This window comes from Alphaproteobacteria bacterium LSUCC0396, assembly GCA_041228345.1.
Taxonomy (GTDB): domain Bacteria; phylum Pseudomonadota; class Alphaproteobacteria; order Puniceispirillales; family Puniceispirillaceae; genus UBA3439.
The window spans coordinates 611,971-627,162 of sequence record CP166131.1 but is presented as its reverse complement, the minus strand read 5'-3'; the positions used below and the strand labels follow the sequence as shown (position 1 = coordinate 627,162).

Genomic DNA, 15,192 nt, shown 5'->3' with positions numbered 1-15,192 from the left:
GTTCTATGTTCTGCCGAAGATGCCTGTGAACTGGTGCAAATGGTAGAGGCACCCGCCGCGGCAGGCGTGGCAGGTTTATCCGGTTGGGGATCATTCTGTTATGGGTAATCTGTCAGATGGTCTGTAAGCCGGGTTCTGTAACGCTGTTGCCAGCATTGGCGACTATTCATCTAGAACGGCTGTTGCCAGCCGCCTCAAGCAACCTACCCGGACATGATGCAGGATCGCACCTGAACGGGCGTGCCGTTCGTATGTCCCTATATGGTCTTGCTCCGGATGGGGTTTACCATGCCCGTTCTGTTGCCAGACCGGCGGTGCGCTCTTACCGCACCATTTCACCCTTACCATGGCAGGCCACGGCGGTATCTTTTCTGCGGCACTTTCCCTAGGGTTGCCCCCGCCGGGCGTTACCCGGCATCCTGATCCTGTGGAGCCCGGACTTTCCTCTCCCCCCGCTCTTGCGATAAGGGGCAGCAGTCACCCGACCATCTGACAGGGCGGGACTATAAAGCTGGCGGTGGTGTGCAGTCAATATATGACGCCTATTCTCCATATGACGCCTATTCTCCATATGACGCCTATTCTTCGCTGTTGCCCTCCAAGGCTTCGGCTTTTTCTGCGGCCTCTAGCCATTCCATCTCTTTTTGTTCTTTTTTGTCTCGCAGCGCCGTCAGACTGTCGACAAGGCGGTTGAATTTATCGGGATCTTTTTGAAACAGGTCGGGGGCGGCCAGCTTGGCTTCAGTGGCGGCAATTTCGGCGTCGATTGCGTCGATTTCACCCGGCAGGGTAGCCAGCCGGTGCTTGTCGCGAAAGCTAAGCCGGGCAGGGCGGTTGCCTTTGGGTTTGTCTGGTGTAGATTTTTTCGGTTTCTTATTATCGGCCTTGTCGGTTTTACGGGCATCAGCGGCCTTTTTGCGTGCCAGATAATCGGAATAACCGCCCGCATGAGCAACGATTTTGGCATCACCTTCAAACGCCAGAATAGCGGTCACGGTGCGATCTAGAAAATCACGGTCATGGCTGACGATCAGCACAGTGCCGTCATAATCGGCAATCACCTCTTGCAGCAATTCCAGCGTTTCGATATCGAGGTCATTGGTTGGCTCATCAAGCACCAGAAAATTATGCGTCTGGGCAAACAGCTTGGCCAGTAATAGCCGGTTTTGCTCGCCGCCCGACAGCGTCGATACGCGCTGGGTCATTTTCACATCATCAAACATGAAATCACGAAGATAGCTGGTGACGTGTTTGGTCTGGCCGGCAACTTCGATCATATCACTACCGCCCGCGCTTAGGATCGTCCAGGGCGACTGATCACGGTCGAGGGCTTCGCGCCGTTGGTCAAAATAGGCAGGTATCAGGCCAAACCCCTGCCGCACGCGCCCGCTATCGGGCGTGGTGATTTCCAGCAATAATCGCACCAGCGTGGATTTGCCCACCCCGTTTGGCCCGACAATACCAATGCGGTCCGTGCGCCTTACCAGCAGGTTGAAATGCTGCAATAATTGTCGGCGTTCGGCGGGGCTGTCATCGGCTTTGGTCTGATCCGGGCCATGCTGGGTGATCGGCACCGAGGCGCATAGATCAATCGCCTCGAGCACCAATTGGCCGCCGCCATCAGCGGGGCCTGTTTCCATGCGCATGGCGCGCTGGGTGATGCCGCACGTCTTGGCACGTTCGGCGCGAAGTCCGGCAAGCTCGCGCAACCGCCCCTGATTACGTTTGCGCCGTGCCGAAATGCCCTCACGCGACCATTTGGTCTCGCTGGCAATGCGGCGATCCATCTTATGCAGCACCACCGCTTCTTCGGCAAGAATACCGTCAGACCAGGCTTCAAATTCGTCGAAATGACCGTCGCGTCGTCGCAGTTTGCTGTCATGTAGCCAGATGATTCCCGTGCCAAGGTTCCGTAAAAAAGCACGGTCGTGGCTGACCACTAAAAGCGCCCCTCGATGCTGGCGCAACATATCTTCCATCCATTCAATCGTTGGCAGATCCATATGGTTGGTTGGCTCGTCAAGAAGCAGAATATCGGGCTTGGTGTAAAGCGCGCGTGCCAGCGATACCCGCCGTGCCTCGCCGCCCGACAGCCCGTCACTGACCCGCATCGGATCAAGCCCCATCCGCATCAGCATTGCATCGGCCTTGTGCCCGTGCGCGGTGACATCCATGCCGGCTATCACAATCGAGCGCAGGCTCATCCCAGATGGGATCTGCGGGGCTTGCGGCAGATAGGCGATCTCGGCACCGGGGGCCACCCACAAGGTGCCCTCATCCATTTCGCCATGCCCCGATAACAGCTTCATCAGCGTCGATTTACCGGCACCATTTGGCCCAACAAGTGCCAGCCGGTCGCCAGCATGAAGCGATAGGTCAGCGCCCCGAAGCAGCCAGCGATCGCCAAGATTGACGCCAGCATCGGCAATGGTCAAAAGCGGGGGCGCCATTGGTTTTATTTCCCTGTCATTTAAAGGCCGCGCTGGCGGGCAATAGTGTCATAGGCGGCATTGATTTTGGCAAGCCGATCATTTGCTGCGGCGATAAATTCTTCAGGCATTCCCTCGGCGGTCAATGTATCGGGGTGATGGGTGCGCGCCAGATGTTTCCAATGTTTGCGCAGCCCCGCATCATCAATATCACGGCTCACCCCCAAAATTTCATATGGCGAGGGGCTATTTGATTGATGCAGTGCCAACAGCCGGTCAAAGCTGGCCTGATCAAACCCAAAAATATCGGCAACTGTTGTCAAATAGGATAATTCTGGCCCGGTAATATCGCCATCTGACTGGGCGATGTGAAACAGCAGGTCAAGCAATTGTTCCAGCACGGGCGCGCGCGGCGCGAATAGCCGCAACACTTGTTTGGCGTAATCCTCAAATCCGTCGGGCGTCTGGCGTGCCAAATCCCAAAAGCGGCCGACCTGCTTCACCTCGGCAGGGGGGATATGGACACGGGCGCGAAACGCGGCAATTTCATCACGTGTCACGACGCCGTCAGCCTTGGCCATTTTTGCTGATAGGGCGATGACCGCAACGGTAAAGGCAACGCGCCGTGTTGCCTGTGGATCAGGCTTTGCTGGCACGAATTTAGACTCGACCGCATGGCCAGCCATCGCCCCAAGCAATCCGCCAATGGGCCCGCCAAGCGCAAACCCCGCCGTGCCGCCGATAATAATGCCCCAAATGCTCATGGCCTTATCTAGCTGGCACCAGGTGTGAAAGGCAAGGTTTATCAGGCGATTTAGCGGTGAAAAACGCAGGCCGTGAAATTCGCAAAATGGGGCTGGCAATTCGCTGCGGCTGGATTTATGGTGGCGCCCATGAACGATACGATAAATACCCAACCCACGCCGGTTGCCGGCGATGATGCTGCATCGGTAACGATGGATTTGACCGGCCTTAAATGCCCTCTGCCGGTGTTAAAGGCGCGCCGTCAAATAGGCCAGATGCCAGCGGGGGCTGTGCTTGTGGTGATGGCTGATGATCCGGCGGCACCGCTGGATTTTGATCATTTCTGCCAGACTGGTGGACATGAGTTGCTGGAAAGCACGGCCAAGGATGGCGTATTCACCATGCGAATTGCTAAAGCTGCTGGGTGATTTTTTTAAGGCTGGTTGCGTGCGGGCCTGTTTTGTTGGCGCATTTGTCTAGTCTTTTATGCGGGATCGCAGCGCATCTAGCATGGTTTGGTGAAATTGCGCCGCCGCAATGCTGCTGGCTGATGCCTGGTAAAGTCCAAGCTCGCCGCACAGCTGAAAAAAGCCGGGCGCAGGCAAGCCGCCCCGGTTACGTGATATCACCAATGCGGCGCGAAGCGGCCTGCCAGCCGCATGATCCTCGCGCATTGTCGCCTCTAGCCATTGGGTCAATTTATTGATGCGGTGCGGTGCCGGAATGCTGGCCGCATCGGCCAGATCAGCATAGGTAATGGTGCGGCCGGTCTCGGCTACGCTGGCAAGTGCCATCGCGGCGCGCCGATGCCAAATGTGATCTTGGTCATGTGTCGATGGCATCTGCCCGTTCCTCATTGCCGGATTAGCATTGTCAAAAATAGCCCAGATTTTCGAGTTTTGTAGTGCTTTGACTATTGAAGCCAGACTGGTTTCTGCCTAACATCCGCGCATGGTTTATCTGAAATCTCTCGTGTTTAACAGCTTGTTTTATGTCGGTACCGGCGTTCTGGTCATTGTCATGGGGCCGGTCTTATTATTGCCGTCACGCTGTGCGCGAGGGGTTGCCCGGTTCTGGGGCTATATGGCCTATCTGCTGCTGGCGATGATTGGCATTAAACAATCGGTCAGTGGTGATCGCCAGCTTGATCGTCAGGTGCTTTATGCGGTTAAGCATCAATCGGCATGGGAAACTATCATTCTTAGCTGGCTTTTATCGGCACCGGCTTTTGTGTTGAAAAAAGAATTATTGCGCCTGCCGATCATTGGCTGGTTTTTTTTGAAAACCGGCTGTATTCCGGTTGATCGGTCGGCGGGGATGAAGGCGCTTCGTGATATGCGTGTTGCCGGAAAGGAACTGGCAAAAAAAGGCCGCTCGATGCTAATTTTTCCGCAAGGCACCCGTGTTGCGCCGGGCGTTGATCATCCGTATGAGATTGGTGTTTTCGCGCTGTATGAGGCAACCGGCCTGCCGGTGGTGCCGGTGGCGCTGAATTCGGGCCATGTCTGGCCGCGCAATAGCTGGATGAAATATCCGGGGCTGGTGACCGTCGAATTTCTTGAGCCCATTGATCCGGGACTTGATCGAAAAAACTTCATGTCGACGCTGAAACAGCGTATTGAAGACCGGATGGCAAGCCTTGATGATGGGTTTGCCGATAATCGAAAAAGGGCATAAAAACATGGATGGATCAGGCGGTCGCCCACAACGGCAACTAAATGTGCTTGGCGGCGCTCTTGAAAGCTGCTCGCATGACCCGGTTACAGGTTTTTTTCGTGATGGCTGCTGTAATACAGGACCGTCCGATATGGGGCTGCATACGGTATGCGCGATTATGACCGATGCGTTTCTGGCCTTTAGCAAAGACGCTGGCAATGATCTGTCGACGCCGCATCCTGAATTTGGCTTTCCCGGGTTGAAGGCCGGTGATCAATGGTGTCTTTGCGCGGCACGGTGGGAACAGGCGCGGGTTGCTGGCAAGGCGCCCAAAGTTCGGCTTGCTGCGACTAATCAGGTGACGTTGGCATTGTGCCAGCTAGATGATCTGAAGGCGCATGCGATTGATTTGAATTAATCCGGCTAGTCTGGGTCGCTGTTATAACCAATTGAAAGGGGATTGCCGCCGATGCTTAGCCTGAACAAAAAAGTGAATTTGACCTGTATTGATAATGATCAAATAGCGGCTGGAACGATTGTGCGAATTCAGGGCAGCCGGGTTGATGTGGCGCTGGATCAGGGCGGGCTTTTAATCTCGTTGCAGATGAAAAAGCCGGGTCTTTATGTTGGCAGCCAATCGGGCCTTGAGTTTCTGATGAAGATATAGATATTGGATGAAGATAAGAGGGGCAGCCACCGAGGTGGAAATGGGGCAAGCCAACCGACAAAATGATAAAAATGAATCGACGCATCACGCCGACCGTTCAGTCTGGATGATCTGGCTGGGGCTGGTGTTGCTGGCGGTGGCGGTGCTGCCATTTGCGTTGCGTAACAGTGAAATTGTCCGCCAGATTGCGGCTATGTGCGGCTTTACGCTAGACTAGGCTGCTGTAAGGTTTTGGGTCTTTATCTGGAGAAGGCACGATAATGATTATTCTCGATGGTGGCTTGGGCCGACAGTTGCAGGCGATGGGTGCGCCGTTTCGCCAGCCAGAATGGTCGGCGCTTGCGCTGATGGAAGGCCCAGAATTTATTGCCGAGGCGCATGCCGCCTTCATTGAGGCTGGTGCCAATATCATCACCACCAACAGCTATGCAGTCGTCCCGTTTCATATCGGTGAAGATCGGTTCCGTGATCAGGCTGGGGCGTTGCTCGACCTTGCCGGTCAATTGGCGCGCGGTGCAGCCGATGCGGCGCCGCACCCGGTTACGGTTGCAGCTGGTGTGCCGCCAATGTTTGGATCTTATCAGCCAGACAAGTTTGATGCCAAGCGGGCGGCCGATATGATTGCCCTGTTCCGTCATCATCTTGACCCTTATGCCGATTTGTTTATGGCCGAGACGCATAGCTCGATTGCCGAGGCGCGCTGTTTTTTAGAGGTGTTCGCCGATACAACAAAACCGGTATGGCTGTCTTTGACATTGGAGGATGCACACCCGGTTGCTGGCAAGCCAATGCTGCGCTCGGGTGAATTATTGACTGATCTTCTGGCGATAATCGGCTCAGGGTCTAATATGGCCGTGCCGAGCGCGATCTTGTTTAATTGCAGCCAGCCCGAGATTATGGATGATGCGGTGCAGGCAGTTGTTACCTATTTTAATGACAGGGCTAATTTTAATGATAGGGCCGGTTTTGCTGATAAAGTGCCGCCGCTTGTCGGGGTGTTGGCGAATGCCTTTCCGCTGATCGAAAAGACCTATGGTGGCGCCAATCAAACCTTGCATGAATTGCGCGGTGATATCACCCCCGATGCCTATGCTGATTATGCGGTGAAATGGGCGGCGTCAGGTGCAAGGATTATTGGTGGCTGTTGCGGTATTTCGCCTGATCATCTGCGGCAGGTGGTTGCGCGGTTAAACGGCTAGCCCCGGTTTATGCCATCGGGTGGAACCAGTGGTGATCATTTTTCTGTTTGCCAGAAGAGGCGGTGAAGTTTTATAATTTCCACCTGATTTACCTATGCGCAAGCTATAGCATGTGTGATTATTAGCCGTATTCCTCTTACGGACTCATACGAGTTGAAAGGCCCATCCTATGAAAAATGCTAAACAATATCTTGAAGAAGCCAATGCGATCGTGCCGCGCATTTCGCCGGCGGACGGCATTGCAAAACATGACGCTGGTGCCAGTTTATTTATTGATGTACGCGACAGCGGTGATATCGCGAAAAGCGGCACAATCGCCGGTGCGCTTCGCATTCCGCGAGGTTTTCTGGAATTTGCCGCTGATGAAAATCTGCCATATTTCAATGCCAAATTGTCCAAAGACGCCGACATCGTTCTTGTTTGTGGTGCTGGCGGGCAGGCCGCGCTTGCCGGAAAAACACTAAGGGAAATGGGCTATCATAATGTGTCTAATGTTGGCGGCATCTCTGAGTGGATTGCGGCTGGCGGTAAATCTGAGGCGTAGGGCCGCCGGATGCACGGTTAGATCATTTCTGTCCGCGATTGCCAGTGACGCGATAAATTTGTTTGGGCGATAAAAAAAGGGGGCGTTTGCCCCCCTTTTCGTGATCGGTCATCAAACAGACCTGTTTTTCAGGATGTTATCTCTGTCAATTTCTGCTCTAGGCGCGCCCAGAAGGCTGCTCCTGAGCCCGCAAAACAGAAACCAAGCCGTTTGAACCAAACCGTGTATCACTAGACATCAGATCACCTCCTTTTCATAAGTTGCATAAGCCAGGATAGCCTATGAGTAAAATACCATGCTGTCATGTGTTTTTTAGTGATGCGGGGGCGTTGGGGACTTGCGTTTGCTGACCGCGGCACCTAACTATCACCGCATGACACGAAAACTGATCCACCGACTATTGCTGATTTTTGCCATTTTTCTGCTTAAAGGAGGCGTGATGCCTGCCGTTGCTGCCACTGCCCATGATTTCAGTTTTTCTAGTATTGATGGTGATAATTTACCATTGTCAAAGTTTCAGGGGAACGTCATTTTGCTGGTGAATACTGCCTCAATGTGCGGTTTTACCGGTCAATATGAGGGGTTACAGAGCCTGTGGGCGGAATATAGGGACAAGGGTTTGGTCGTCATCGGCGTTCCAAGCGATGATTTTGGCGGGCAGGAACTGGACGATGCCAAACAGGTAAAAGAATTCTGCACGATCAATTATGGCATTGATTTTCCAATGGCCGATATCGTTCATGTCAAAGGCCCGAATGCGCATCCCTATTACAAATGGATTGCCGAGGCGCATGGCGGATTAGCGGTTCCGCGCTGGAATTTCCACAAGCATTTGATCGACGGTAATGGTGCCTTGGTTGATTGGTTTGCCTCGACCACCGGCCCGAATAGCGCCCGCCTTCGCAAAGCAATCGACGCGGCGCTGGCTAAGTGATTTCCAGCTTGGCCTATTTCGCTGTTTAGTCCGGATATCTGTGCTAGATTTGCCGTTTTTATTAGCGGCGTGATCAGGAAAAACACCCCGTGAGTGATGACAAGCGGGGTGGGATTTTATGGAAATCAGCGTTGTTCTCGTCGTTCTTGGTGCGGCCTTTTTGCACGCATTCTGGAATTTTCTGGTTCGGGGCACTGCTGACAAGGCGTTAGGTATGGCGGCGGTTATGTTCGGCCATTTACCGCTGGCTTTTGTCGGGCTGTTCTATGCCGGATTACCGCCCGAAGGCGCGTGGCCGTATGTTATGGCGAGTGCGTTTCTGCATCTGGGGTATCAGGTGTTCCTGCTGAACGCTTACCGGTTTGGCGAGCTGACGCAGATTTATCCGGTTGCGCGCGGTGCATCGCCCTTATTGATCACGCTATTTACCATGATTACGGTTCCGGGGGTTTTAAAACCAATGGAAATTGTGGGCGTGGTCATGGTATCGGGCGCGATCATGGCATATGGCATCGCCCAATATCGCAACAAGTCGGTTGGGATAACCGGCATTGTGCTGGCCGTGATTACCGGCTGCTTTATCGCCAGCTATTCGATTGTTGATGCAACCGGCACGCGCCTGACACAGAGCGCGTTAAGCTATTATGGCGCCTCTACCACGGCGAATGCAGTTCTGTTTGGCATTTATCTGGCGCGGTTTCATCCGACCGTTTTGCAGCGCATGTACGCCGATGCGCCGCGCACCTTTATCATTGGCGGCGCGGCGTCTTATTTTGCCTATGTCGCCGTGTTATGGGCCTGTTTATCGGCGCCTGTGGCGGTGGTATCGTCGCTTCGTGAAACCTCGGTTCTGTTCGCTGTTGCCCTTGGTGTTCTGTTCTTAAAGGAAAAGATGACGCTGTTTAAAATGGTGATTATTTTGCTGATTTTCTCCGGCGTAATTGTGTTACGCATGGCCTGATCTGGTTGGCGCATATCGCCGCAGGCACATTTATTGGGGCTGGACAGGCTCGCTGGAACAACGCATCCTAACCCTTGGGCCGTTTATGATTCCCCCGGGATGCTTGTTTTTAAGGACGCTTTTATGCAGGAATATGCCCTTCGGCGCGTTTTATCTGATGAATTGCACGCTCGCGCGTTTCACGATTTTGAGGGGGCTGGCCGGTTTATCCGCTTTGTCTATCTGGTTGGCAGTGATGATGGCAAGGTCGTTGCCTATGTCAATCAATTCCTGTCAGGTGCTGGAATTGCCCCCATTGATGCGGGTGAAAAATTCCGCCGTCAGGACATGGATGGTTACGCGCTGCGCATTGAGCGTCACACAGAGTTTTTATCCATCAGCTTTGTTGAAAAAGGATTGCGCGCCAAAAATGGGTTGCCGGCGAATTCGTTTGATGAGGCCGGTTTGCAGCATCTGCCGTTTTCTTGGGCGCGCAATGCGCCAGCCCCGTTGTTTCATGCGATATGGGTCGAAGTGGGAGGCAATCCACCGCGCGGCCTTGCCCAGTCGCGTATGCTGGAAATTTTAGAAAGCCGTGCCGTCGCGTCAAATAAATTCAGCGATGATGCGGCACAGGTTCATTTCGCTTTTGATATTGATCAGGCTGGTTTTTCGCGGGTGGTGATTTTTAATCAGGAGATCGAGTCTAGCCGCATGGGGCGCGTGGTACAACGGGTTGTCGAGGTGGAAACCTACCGGTTGCTGGCCTTGCTAGGGCTTGCAACGGTCAAGGAATATTCGTCTCGGCTTGGCATGATCGAGGATGTTGTCAGCACATTGACGAATGATCTGGCTGAACAGATCAAACTGCCCGATGGACAGGTACAGGCACTTTTATCAATCTTGTCATCACAAGCGGCCGAGGTTGAGGATATTTATTCGAAAACGTCGTACCGGCTAGCAGCAACAACGGCCTATCTCAATATCCTGACATCGCGGCTGGATCGAATGCAGATGACGCGCCTGCCGGGCTTTCAGGGGGTTCGGGGATTTCTTGACCGGCGAATGGCACCAGCGATGCAAAGCTGTTCGGCCTTTTCTGAACGGCTGGCCAGCCTATCACGCCGCATTAGCCGTGCTGGCGAATTGCTGCGCACCCAGACCGAACTGGTGATCCAACGGCAAAACCGAGATCTGCTGCAATCAATGGATGAGCGTGCCAAGCATCAACTCCGCATCCAACAAATGGTCGAGCGTCTGTCGATTGCGGCGGTGACCTATTATGGTGTTGGGCTTGTCGGGTATATAGCGGTTAGCCTGCCGATCGCCGAATGGGGATTGTCGCTGACCTATATCAAGGCGGCATCGGTGCCGGCGATTGCCGTTGCTGTGTGGCTGACCATGCGGCAGGTGAAAGATGTCGTTGTCAGGCCAGCGCGCCGAGACGAGGATGCCAGTTAATCAGCGCTGGAAAAAGCCGATAGCGATAATTCACGCGCATAGCCGGTTTTCAGATCATACAGAACAGCACCGCCCGACGGCACAGATTGCATGGTGATCGCTTGTATCGTTACATAATGCGTAACCATAATCACCGGCGCGCCATCACGGGGTAGGCTGGCAAGCTTGGCCTCTAATGAGGCCAATGTTGCCTCACGCGGGGCGTGGTTCTCATAAAAGGAATTTAACCCGCTAAAGGGCGTAACCGCGCCAAGATCAAGCAATAATGCAGTTTCAAGACACCGGCACCATTCGCTGGAATAGATGCCGGCAAGTTTCAGATTGGCCACGGCGATACGTTTGCCGATCGCGCGTGCTTGGCGCCGGCCAGTTTCGTCAAGGTTGCGCTGCGTCTTGCAGTCTTTCAGATTGAAATTATACGGATCACCATTGCCCGGTGCCAATGCGTGGCGCAGGAAAATCACTGTTCCGTCAAAGCGGCCGTCATCTGCCGTTGCAGGCAGGCTGGCGGTAAAAATCATGGTGATGATCAGCCCGGCCAGCACCACTAACCGCCGAAACAGCTTTGACATTAGCCGGGGCTGTTTTGGTGTGGGCTTTTTAGGGGTGGCCGGGACAATTATCATCATTATGCGTTGCGGCGGCTGACTTCGGCCATAAAGCGATGGCGGATTACTGGGGCGTCCATCTCGATGACCGGCACCTTGATGTTGCCGGACTCGCATTTGCTGACAATGATGGTCATTTTATCACCATCTAATGCTGCCTGAACGGCGGCGGCGGTGTCTTCGGCGCTGCATTCGACAACATTCTCGCATCCACAAGCGGTGGCAACCTTTGCCAGCGACGTCTTCATACCGGCATAGGTTGGCTGGTCACCGGTTGAGCCATAGCTGCCATTATCAATGATCAGCAGAATGAAATTATCGGCCGGATTATTCGCAATTGTTGGCAATGTGCCAAAATTGGTCAGAACCGAACCATCACCATCAATGGAAATCACCTTGGCCTTTTGTGCCAGCGCGAGGCCAAGACCGATTGATGAGGCGAGCCCCATGGTGCCAAGCATATAGAAATTGGTTGGCTGGTCATCAAGCAGATGCAGTTCTTGTGATGGCAGGCCGATGTTGGATACAACCAACTGATCAGAAATGATCGGGATCAGTGTTTTCAGAACTTCGCTTCTAATCATCGATTATGCTCCCTGCCAAAAGCTGGCATCGGTAAGAATGGCAACAGGCTTTTTCGCCATGAAGCTGTGGTTCAAAATACCATCCAGCTCATCCGCATCGCGTTGCTCATGGAAATGATAGGTCGGGATGTTCAACTGGTTCAACAAGGCCTTGGTGTGAACTGCCATTTCGACCTGACAGGCAACCGGCTCGCCAATTTCGCCGCGATAGCTGATCAGCATTGGCAGCGGGATATTATAATATTGGATCAATGTTACCAGCGTGTTGATGGTAACGCCAATTGCGGTGTTCTGCATAATGATCGCTGAACGCTTGCCGCCCATATAGGCACCAGCGCATAGCCCCATGCCTTCATCTTCTTTGTTTGACGGAATATGAAAGATATCCTTTGAGGCTTCAATCTCGTCAATGACACCGGCTAATTGCTTGCAAGGGACGGTGGTAACAAATTCGATTTTATTTTTGATAAAATCACTAACAATCTTTTGGTTAATAGACATGAGAGCGGCACTCTTTCTGGCTCGTTTCCAACGTTAAGTCGCGATATTTGCAACGTGGATATGATTTTTTGGGACTAGAAGTCTCACCCAAGTGGCGGGAGTAAAACATAAAGTTTAATCAATAAAAAGCGCAAATTTAAGCTTAGCATTGTTGCGCTGAAAAAGATGTATTTCTTGGGACTTTAGCGATAGGTTTTCGTGCCGGCGGGTGGCGCTTGCCGCCTCGTCATTGCTTGCTATGCTGTCGATCTTCGGCCGTGGGCAGCTGCTCATTGAAAAAAAGGGGGGCCTTGGCTTTGGCATCGCTTATCTTGCATCATTATCCGCAATCGCCGGTCGCGCACAAGGTGCGGTTGGCGCTCGGCATCGCCAAGGCAAGCTGGCAGTCGGTTGAAATCCCGCGATTGCCGCCAAAGCCGCTGTTAATGCCGCTGACTGCCGGTTATCGGCGGACGCCGGTTTTGCAGATCGGGGCTGATATCTATTGCGATAGTCAGAATATCGCGCTTGCCATCGAACAGTCAGGCCAGCCAGCGCGCCTGTTCCCGGACCAGACATTTGGCATGGCGATGATGATCAGCGCTTGGGCCGAGACCACATTGTTTGATTTGGCGGTGCGTATTGTTCTGACCAATGCGCTAGGTCAGGTGCCCGATGACTTCATCCGTGATCGTGGATCGCTATATTTTGAGCAAAATTGGACCGAGGCCGGACTGCGCGCTAGCCTGCCTTCGGTGATTTCTGAGATGCATGCCGCATTGCGGCTGGCTGATGCACAGCTGGCAGCCGGAAACGGTATCTACCTTGGTGGGCAGCAGCCCTGCTATGGCGATGCGTCACTTGCATATATTTGCTGGTTTCTGCGGGGGCGTTGGGATGGCGGCGGCGAGATGCTGTCGCATTATCCGGCCTTGTGCGCGGTAGAGGCAGGTCTTGCCGCGTGCGGTGAGGGCGTGTCAGAAAATTTAGATGCCATTGATGCGCTGGCCATTGCCAAGGCGGCCACGCCGCAATCGCCAATCGGCATCATGAATGGAGGCGGCGGATTTGCCGTTGGCCAGACTGTCCGGATAAGGCCCAAGGGCAACACTGCCGACCCTGACGTTATTGGCCGCCTGCGCTATTGCGACCAGATGCGGGTTTCAATTGATCATCAGCATGACGAGGTTGGGGAAATCGCGGTGCATTTTCCGGTTTTAGGCTATGTCGTTACACCGGCGGACGCGCCAGCATAGGCATTTGCGATTTTGCCGATTTTATTACCCCCCGATTGCCCGCCCCGAGTGGCCCGCCTGATTTATCGTACTGATTTGGTGAAAAAGGTTAACCAGCGGCAAAATAGGCGACCTATTGGGGGGTTAGTGCCTCTTGATGGATGGTCACTTCTTGTATGGATTCGGGCGTGCAAAAACCAATCGGCTTAAGCGAAGCAGAGATCACTGCGTTCACCGATAAAGCCCTGTTCGAAAGCACCCTGGCACGAAAATCTAAGCCTAAAAAACTTCTGTGGGTCACCAACCCCACAGCATTCGTCAGGCCCGCGCTATCAGGCACTATCATCACAATGCTGATCGGTGCCGTTATTGGCGCCGCCATAACGATTAGCAGTATGTGGGTTCTGGCCTAGCCAATGGCGCTAACGCCAGCAGGAAATAGGCCTAGCACACCGCTAGGCGGTAACGGCATAAAGCCCTGAACGCTCGCCGCCAATATGGGCGATTTTGTCGCCGCTGATCAACCGGTTAAAGGATCGATAAACGGTTGGCATCGGGATGTTGCGAACAAGGTAGTGCGCGCGGATGTCATGTATCGATACCGGTGTATTAGTATCATTAGACAACAATACGACCGCTGCATAGACCTGCTGTTCGTTTGCGGTGAAGTCGGCTAAGCCAACATCTTTTTCCATGTCGGTAATGGTTTCCAACAAACGTGCAAACACAAGGCGGTTAGACACGTCCAATTCTCCTAACTAGTTTTAATATTACTACCAATACCACTAACACTACCACAAGTCCCATAACATCACCAACGATGAAACGCGTTAGAATGTCAAACGTATCCTCGAGAGGGAAGCGACCTTCCATAAAAAAGGTCGAGAAAAAAGAGTTGAGAATCGAGCTTAACAACCCAGCAAATGCCAATGTGCGCCAACTGATGACGCCTTTTTGATTCGGGTAAACATCGATTTTAACAATACGCATTAATTCAAGTGCGACCGGGGCGCACAACGCGCCAACCAGCGGAATGACGATGTCGGCTTGTGTTAACACGCTGATATCTGCCTGATTGGCTAGCGAAACAATTAGGGAGGCGGGAATAAGGACAAAAATTGCGCGCGGGCCGATCAGCCACGCCGCCAAGACACGCACCGCATGCGGTAAATAGAGCAGGCTGACCAGTGTGACATTATGTCCAATAATTGCTTGCTCGATCGGCATAATGATCAGGATCTGAATTGCCGCGAGGGAAATATAGGCAATGAATACCAGCGTCGACCAATGCAGGCACAGATTTACGAAACGTTCTCGCATCTACGTCAAAGCTCTCGGGGTTTTTTGAATATTAATCTTTGGTACGTGAGGATTTGGTGAATTCTAAAAGGTGACATGACTTCTAAAAGGCGACGTTAAACAGTTGCAGCCTCAGACGCGACGCTCAAAACAATAAAATAACATCTAAAACCAGCGTACCATACCGATTAATCCTGCGGTTGCATAAAATAACTGTAGGAACAAAATGCCGCGGTGCTTGCCAAAATGGGCCCATAAGCCAATGAGGACGGCCGAGAGAAACAGCAAGAAAAAGCCGAGAACTTGGTAGCCCATATTCAGTGCGATCAACATCGAATATATGATCGCCGTTCCAACCCCGGTCCATTCAAGCCATTTTTGTCGGTCCATGCTGAGCCGCCCTTTTGCTGGG

21 protein-coding genes and 1 other RNA gene are annotated in these 15,192 nt (G+C 53.1%); 12 read left to right on the top strand and 10 right to left on the bottom strand.

Annotated features, from left to right (window positions below):
* Window positions 1-108 precede the first annotated feature (108 nt).
* From rnpB to AB8881_03230, 3 genes are all read right to left on the bottom strand, one after another.
* Window positions 109-493, bottom strand: an RNA gene (gene rnpB / locus AB8881_03240) — RNase P RNA component class A.
* 85 nt (window positions 494-578) lie between these two features.
* On the bottom strand, window positions 579-2,450 hold the full coding sequence (locus AB8881_03235) for an ABC-F family ATP-binding cassette domain-containing protein (protein XDZ63911.1): 1,872 nt from the start codon (window positions 2,448-2,450) through the stop codon (window positions 579-581).
* Window positions 2,451-2,470: 20 nt separating this feature from the next.
* Window positions 2,471-3,193, bottom strand: a complete 723-nt coding sequence (locus AB8881_03230) for a TerB family tellurite resistance protein (GenBank protein XDZ63910.1) — start codon at window positions 3,191-3,193, stop codon at window positions 2,471-2,473.
* A 129-nt stretch (window positions 3,194-3,322) separates the two neighbouring features.
* Between AB8881_03230 and AB8881_03225 the strand changes: the two genes are divergently transcribed.
* Window positions 3,323-3,601, top strand: coding sequence for a sulfurtransferase TusA family protein (locus AB8881_03225; protein ID XDZ63909.1), 279 nt, complete (start codon window positions 3,323-3,325; stop codon window positions 3,599-3,601).
* A 48-nt stretch (window positions 3,602-3,649) separates the two neighbouring features.
* Here AB8881_03225 and AB8881_03220 read toward each other — a convergent pair whose 3' ends face one another.
* Window positions 3,650-4,015, bottom strand: coding sequence for a hypothetical protein (locus AB8881_03220; protein XDZ63908.1), 366 nt, complete (start codon window positions 4,013-4,015; stop codon window positions 3,650-3,652).
* Between the two features lie 109 nt (window positions 4,016-4,124).
* On the opposite strand from AB8881_03220, the gene AB8881_03215 reads away from it, so the two are divergent.
* The 9 genes from AB8881_03215 (at window position 4,125) to AB8881_03175 (ending at window position 10,574) form a co-directional block, all read left to right on the top strand.
* Window positions 4,125-4,850, top strand: coding sequence for a lysophospholipid acyltransferase family protein (locus tag AB8881_03215; protein XDZ63907.1), 726 nt, complete (start codon window positions 4,125-4,127; stop codon window positions 4,848-4,850).
* A gap of 4 nt (window positions 4,851-4,854) precedes the next feature.
* Window positions 4,855-5,247: a DUF2237 family protein gene (locus tag AB8881_03210; GenBank protein ID XDZ63906.1), complete on the top strand. Its 393-nt coding sequence runs from the start codon at window positions 4,855-4,857 to the stop codon at window positions 5,245-5,247.
* 51 nt (window positions 5,248-5,298) lie between these two features.
* Window positions 5,299-5,496, top strand: coding sequence for a hypothetical protein (locus tag AB8881_03205; GenBank protein XDZ63905.1), 198 nt, complete (start codon window positions 5,299-5,301; stop codon window positions 5,494-5,496).
* A gap of 7 nt (window positions 5,497-5,503) precedes the next feature.
* Complete coding sequence (locus AB8881_03200) at window positions 5,504-5,713, top strand: hypothetical protein (protein ID XDZ63904.1); 210 nt, start codon at window positions 5,504-5,506, stop codon at window positions 5,711-5,713.
* Window positions 5,714-5,756: 43 nt separating this feature from the next.
* Window positions 5,757-6,695 (top strand): homocysteine S-methyltransferase family protein, encoded by a 939-nt coding sequence (locus AB8881_03195; GenBank protein ID XDZ63903.1) that lies wholly within the window; start codon window positions 5,757-5,759, stop codon window positions 6,693-6,695.
* 169 nt (window positions 6,696-6,864) lie between these two features.
* Entirely contained in the window at window positions 6,865-7,239 is a 375-nt protein-coding gene (locus tag AB8881_03190; GenBank protein XDZ63902.1) for a rhodanese-like domain-containing protein, read from the top strand.
* 439 nt (window positions 7,240-7,678) lie between these two features.
* The gene (locus AB8881_03185) at window positions 7,679-8,173 is read left to right on the top strand and encodes a glutathione peroxidase (GenBank protein ID XDZ63901.1); all 495 of its coding nucleotides are present in this window, start codon (window positions 7,679-7,681) and stop codon (window positions 8,171-8,173) included.
* 118 nt (window positions 8,174-8,291) lie between these two features.
* Window positions 8,292-9,134 (top strand): EamA family transporter, encoded by an 843-nt coding sequence (locus tag AB8881_03180; GenBank protein XDZ63900.1) that lies wholly within the window; start codon window positions 8,292-8,294, stop codon window positions 9,132-9,134.
* Between the two features lie 123 nt (window positions 9,135-9,257).
* Window positions 9,258-10,574 carry a DUF3422 family protein gene (locus AB8881_03175; GenBank protein ID XDZ63899.1) on the top strand — a complete coding sequence of 439 codons (1,317 nt, stop codon included), beginning with the start codon at window positions 9,258-9,260 and terminating at the stop codon, window positions 10,572-10,574.
* Here the strand turns inward: AB8881_03175 and AB8881_03170 are convergent.
* Genes AB8881_03170 through comD form a run of 3 tightly spaced genes read right to left on the bottom strand, consistent with a single transcriptional unit; the run spans window position 10,571 to window position 12,267 of the window.
* Window positions 10,571-11,146, bottom strand: a complete 576-nt coding sequence (locus tag AB8881_03170; GenBank protein ID XDZ63898.1) for a histidine phosphatase family protein — start codon at window positions 11,144-11,146, stop codon at window positions 10,571-10,573. The genes AB8881_03175 and AB8881_03170 overlap by 4 nt on opposite strands.
* A 56-nt stretch (window positions 11,147-11,202) precedes the next feature.
* On the bottom strand, window positions 11,203-11,766 hold the full coding sequence (gene comE, locus AB8881_03165) for a sulfopyruvate decarboxylase subunit beta (protein XDZ63897.1): 564 nt from the start codon (window positions 11,764-11,766) through the stop codon (window positions 11,203-11,205).
* A 3-nt stretch (window positions 11,767-11,769) separates the two neighbouring features.
* Window positions 11,770-12,267 carry a sulfopyruvate decarboxylase subunit alpha gene (gene comD, locus AB8881_03160; protein XDZ63896.1) on the bottom strand — a complete coding sequence of 166 codons (498 nt, stop codon included), beginning with the start codon at window positions 12,265-12,267 and terminating at the stop codon, window positions 11,770-11,772.
* A 296-nt stretch (window positions 12,268-12,563) separates the two neighbouring features.
* Here comD and AB8881_03155 point away from each other — a divergent pair, with 296 nt between their 5' ends.
* Both AB8881_03155 and AB8881_03150 read left to right on the top strand, forming a co-directional pair.
* Window positions 12,564-13,502, top strand: coding sequence for a glutathione S-transferase family protein (locus AB8881_03155; protein XDZ63895.1), 939 nt, complete (start codon window positions 12,564-12,566; stop codon window positions 13,500-13,502).
* 155 nt (window positions 13,503-13,657) lie between these two features.
* On the top strand, window positions 13,658-13,894 hold the full coding sequence (locus AB8881_03150) for a hypothetical protein (protein XDZ63894.1): 237 nt from the start codon (window positions 13,658-13,660) through the stop codon (window positions 13,892-13,894).
* Window positions 13,895-13,936: 42 nt separating this feature from the next.
* On the opposite strand, the gene AB8881_03145 is transcribed toward AB8881_03150, so the two are convergent.
* From AB8881_03145 to AB8881_03135, 3 genes are all read right to left on the bottom strand, one after another.
* Entirely contained in the window at window positions 13,937-14,224 is a 288-nt protein-coding gene (locus AB8881_03145) for a hypothetical protein (GenBank protein ID XDZ63893.1), read from the bottom strand.
* On the bottom strand, window positions 14,217-14,801 hold the full coding sequence (locus AB8881_03140) for a hypothetical protein (protein ID XDZ63892.1): 585 nt from the start codon (window positions 14,799-14,801) through the stop codon (window positions 14,217-14,219). Before AB8881_03140 ends, AB8881_03145 begins: the two co-directional genes overlap by 8 nt.
* Before the next feature lie 144 nt (window positions 14,802-14,945).
* Window positions 14,946-15,170: a hypothetical protein gene (locus tag AB8881_03135; protein ID XDZ63891.1), complete on the bottom strand. Its 225-nt coding sequence runs from the start codon at window positions 15,168-15,170 to the stop codon at window positions 14,946-14,948.
* Between the last annotated feature and the right edge of the window lie 22 nt (window positions 15,171-15,192).

Coding starts and splice junctions, on each gene's coding strand:
- AB8881_03235 (XDZ63911.1), bottom strand. CDS start 2,450: ATGGCGCCCCCGCTTTTGACCATTGCCGATGCTGGCGTCAATCTTGGC.
- AB8881_03230 (XDZ63910.1), bottom strand. CDS start 3,193: ATGAGCATTTGGGGCATTATTATCGGCGGCACGGCGGGGTTTGCGCTT.
- AB8881_03225 (XDZ63909.1), top strand. CDS start 3,323: ATGAACGATACGATAAATACCCAACCCACGCCGGTTGCCGGCGATGAT.
- AB8881_03220 (XDZ63908.1), bottom strand. CDS start 4,015: ATGCCATCGACACATGACCAAGATCACATTTGGCATCGGCGCGCCGCG.
- AB8881_03215 (XDZ63907.1), top strand. CDS start 4,125: ATGGTTTATCTGAAATCTCTCGTGTTTAACAGCTTGTTTTATGTCGGT.
- AB8881_03210 (XDZ63906.1), top strand. CDS start 4,855: ATGGATGGATCAGGCGGTCGCCCACAACGGCAACTAAATGTGCTTGGC.
- AB8881_03205 (XDZ63905.1), top strand. CDS start 5,299: ATGCTTAGCCTGAACAAAAAAGTGAATTTGACCTGTATTGATAATGAT.
- AB8881_03200 (XDZ63904.1), top strand. CDS start 5,504: ATGAAGATAAGAGGGGCAGCCACCGAGGTGGAAATGGGGCAAGCCAAC.
- AB8881_03195 (XDZ63903.1), top strand. CDS start 5,757: ATGATTATTCTCGATGGTGGCTTGGGCCGACAGTTGCAGGCGATGGGT.
- AB8881_03190 (XDZ63902.1), top strand. CDS start 6,865: ATGAAAAATGCTAAACAATATCTTGAAGAAGCCAATGCGATCGTGCCG.
- AB8881_03185 (XDZ63901.1), top strand. CDS start 7,679: ATGCCTGCCGTTGCTGCCACTGCCCATGATTTCAGTTTTTCTAGTATT.
- AB8881_03180 (XDZ63900.1), top strand. CDS start 8,292: ATGGAAATCAGCGTTGTTCTCGTCGTTCTTGGTGCGGCCTTTTTGCAC.
- AB8881_03175 (XDZ63899.1), top strand. CDS start 9,258: ATGCAGGAATATGCCCTTCGGCGCGTTTTATCTGATGAATTGCACGCT.
- AB8881_03170 (XDZ63898.1), bottom strand. CDS start 11,146: ATGTCAAAGCTGTTTCGGCGGTTAGTGGTGCTGGCCGGGCTGATCATC.
- comE (XDZ63897.1), bottom strand. CDS start 11,766: ATGATTAGAAGCGAAGTTCTGAAAACACTGATCCCGATCATTTCTGAT.
- comD (XDZ63896.1), bottom strand. CDS start 12,267: ATGTCTATTAACCAAAAGATTGTTAGTGATTTTATCAAAAATAAAATC.
- AB8881_03150 (XDZ63894.1), top strand. CDS start 13,658: ATGGATTCGGGCGTGCAAAAACCAATCGGCTTAAGCGAAGCAGAGATC.
- AB8881_03140 (XDZ63892.1), bottom strand. CDS start 14,801: ATGCGAGAACGTTTCGTAAATCTGTGCCTGCATTGGTCGACGCTGGTA.
- AB8881_03135 (XDZ63891.1), bottom strand. CDS start 15,170: ATGGACCGACAAAAATGGCTTGAATGGACCGGGGTTGGAACGGCGATC.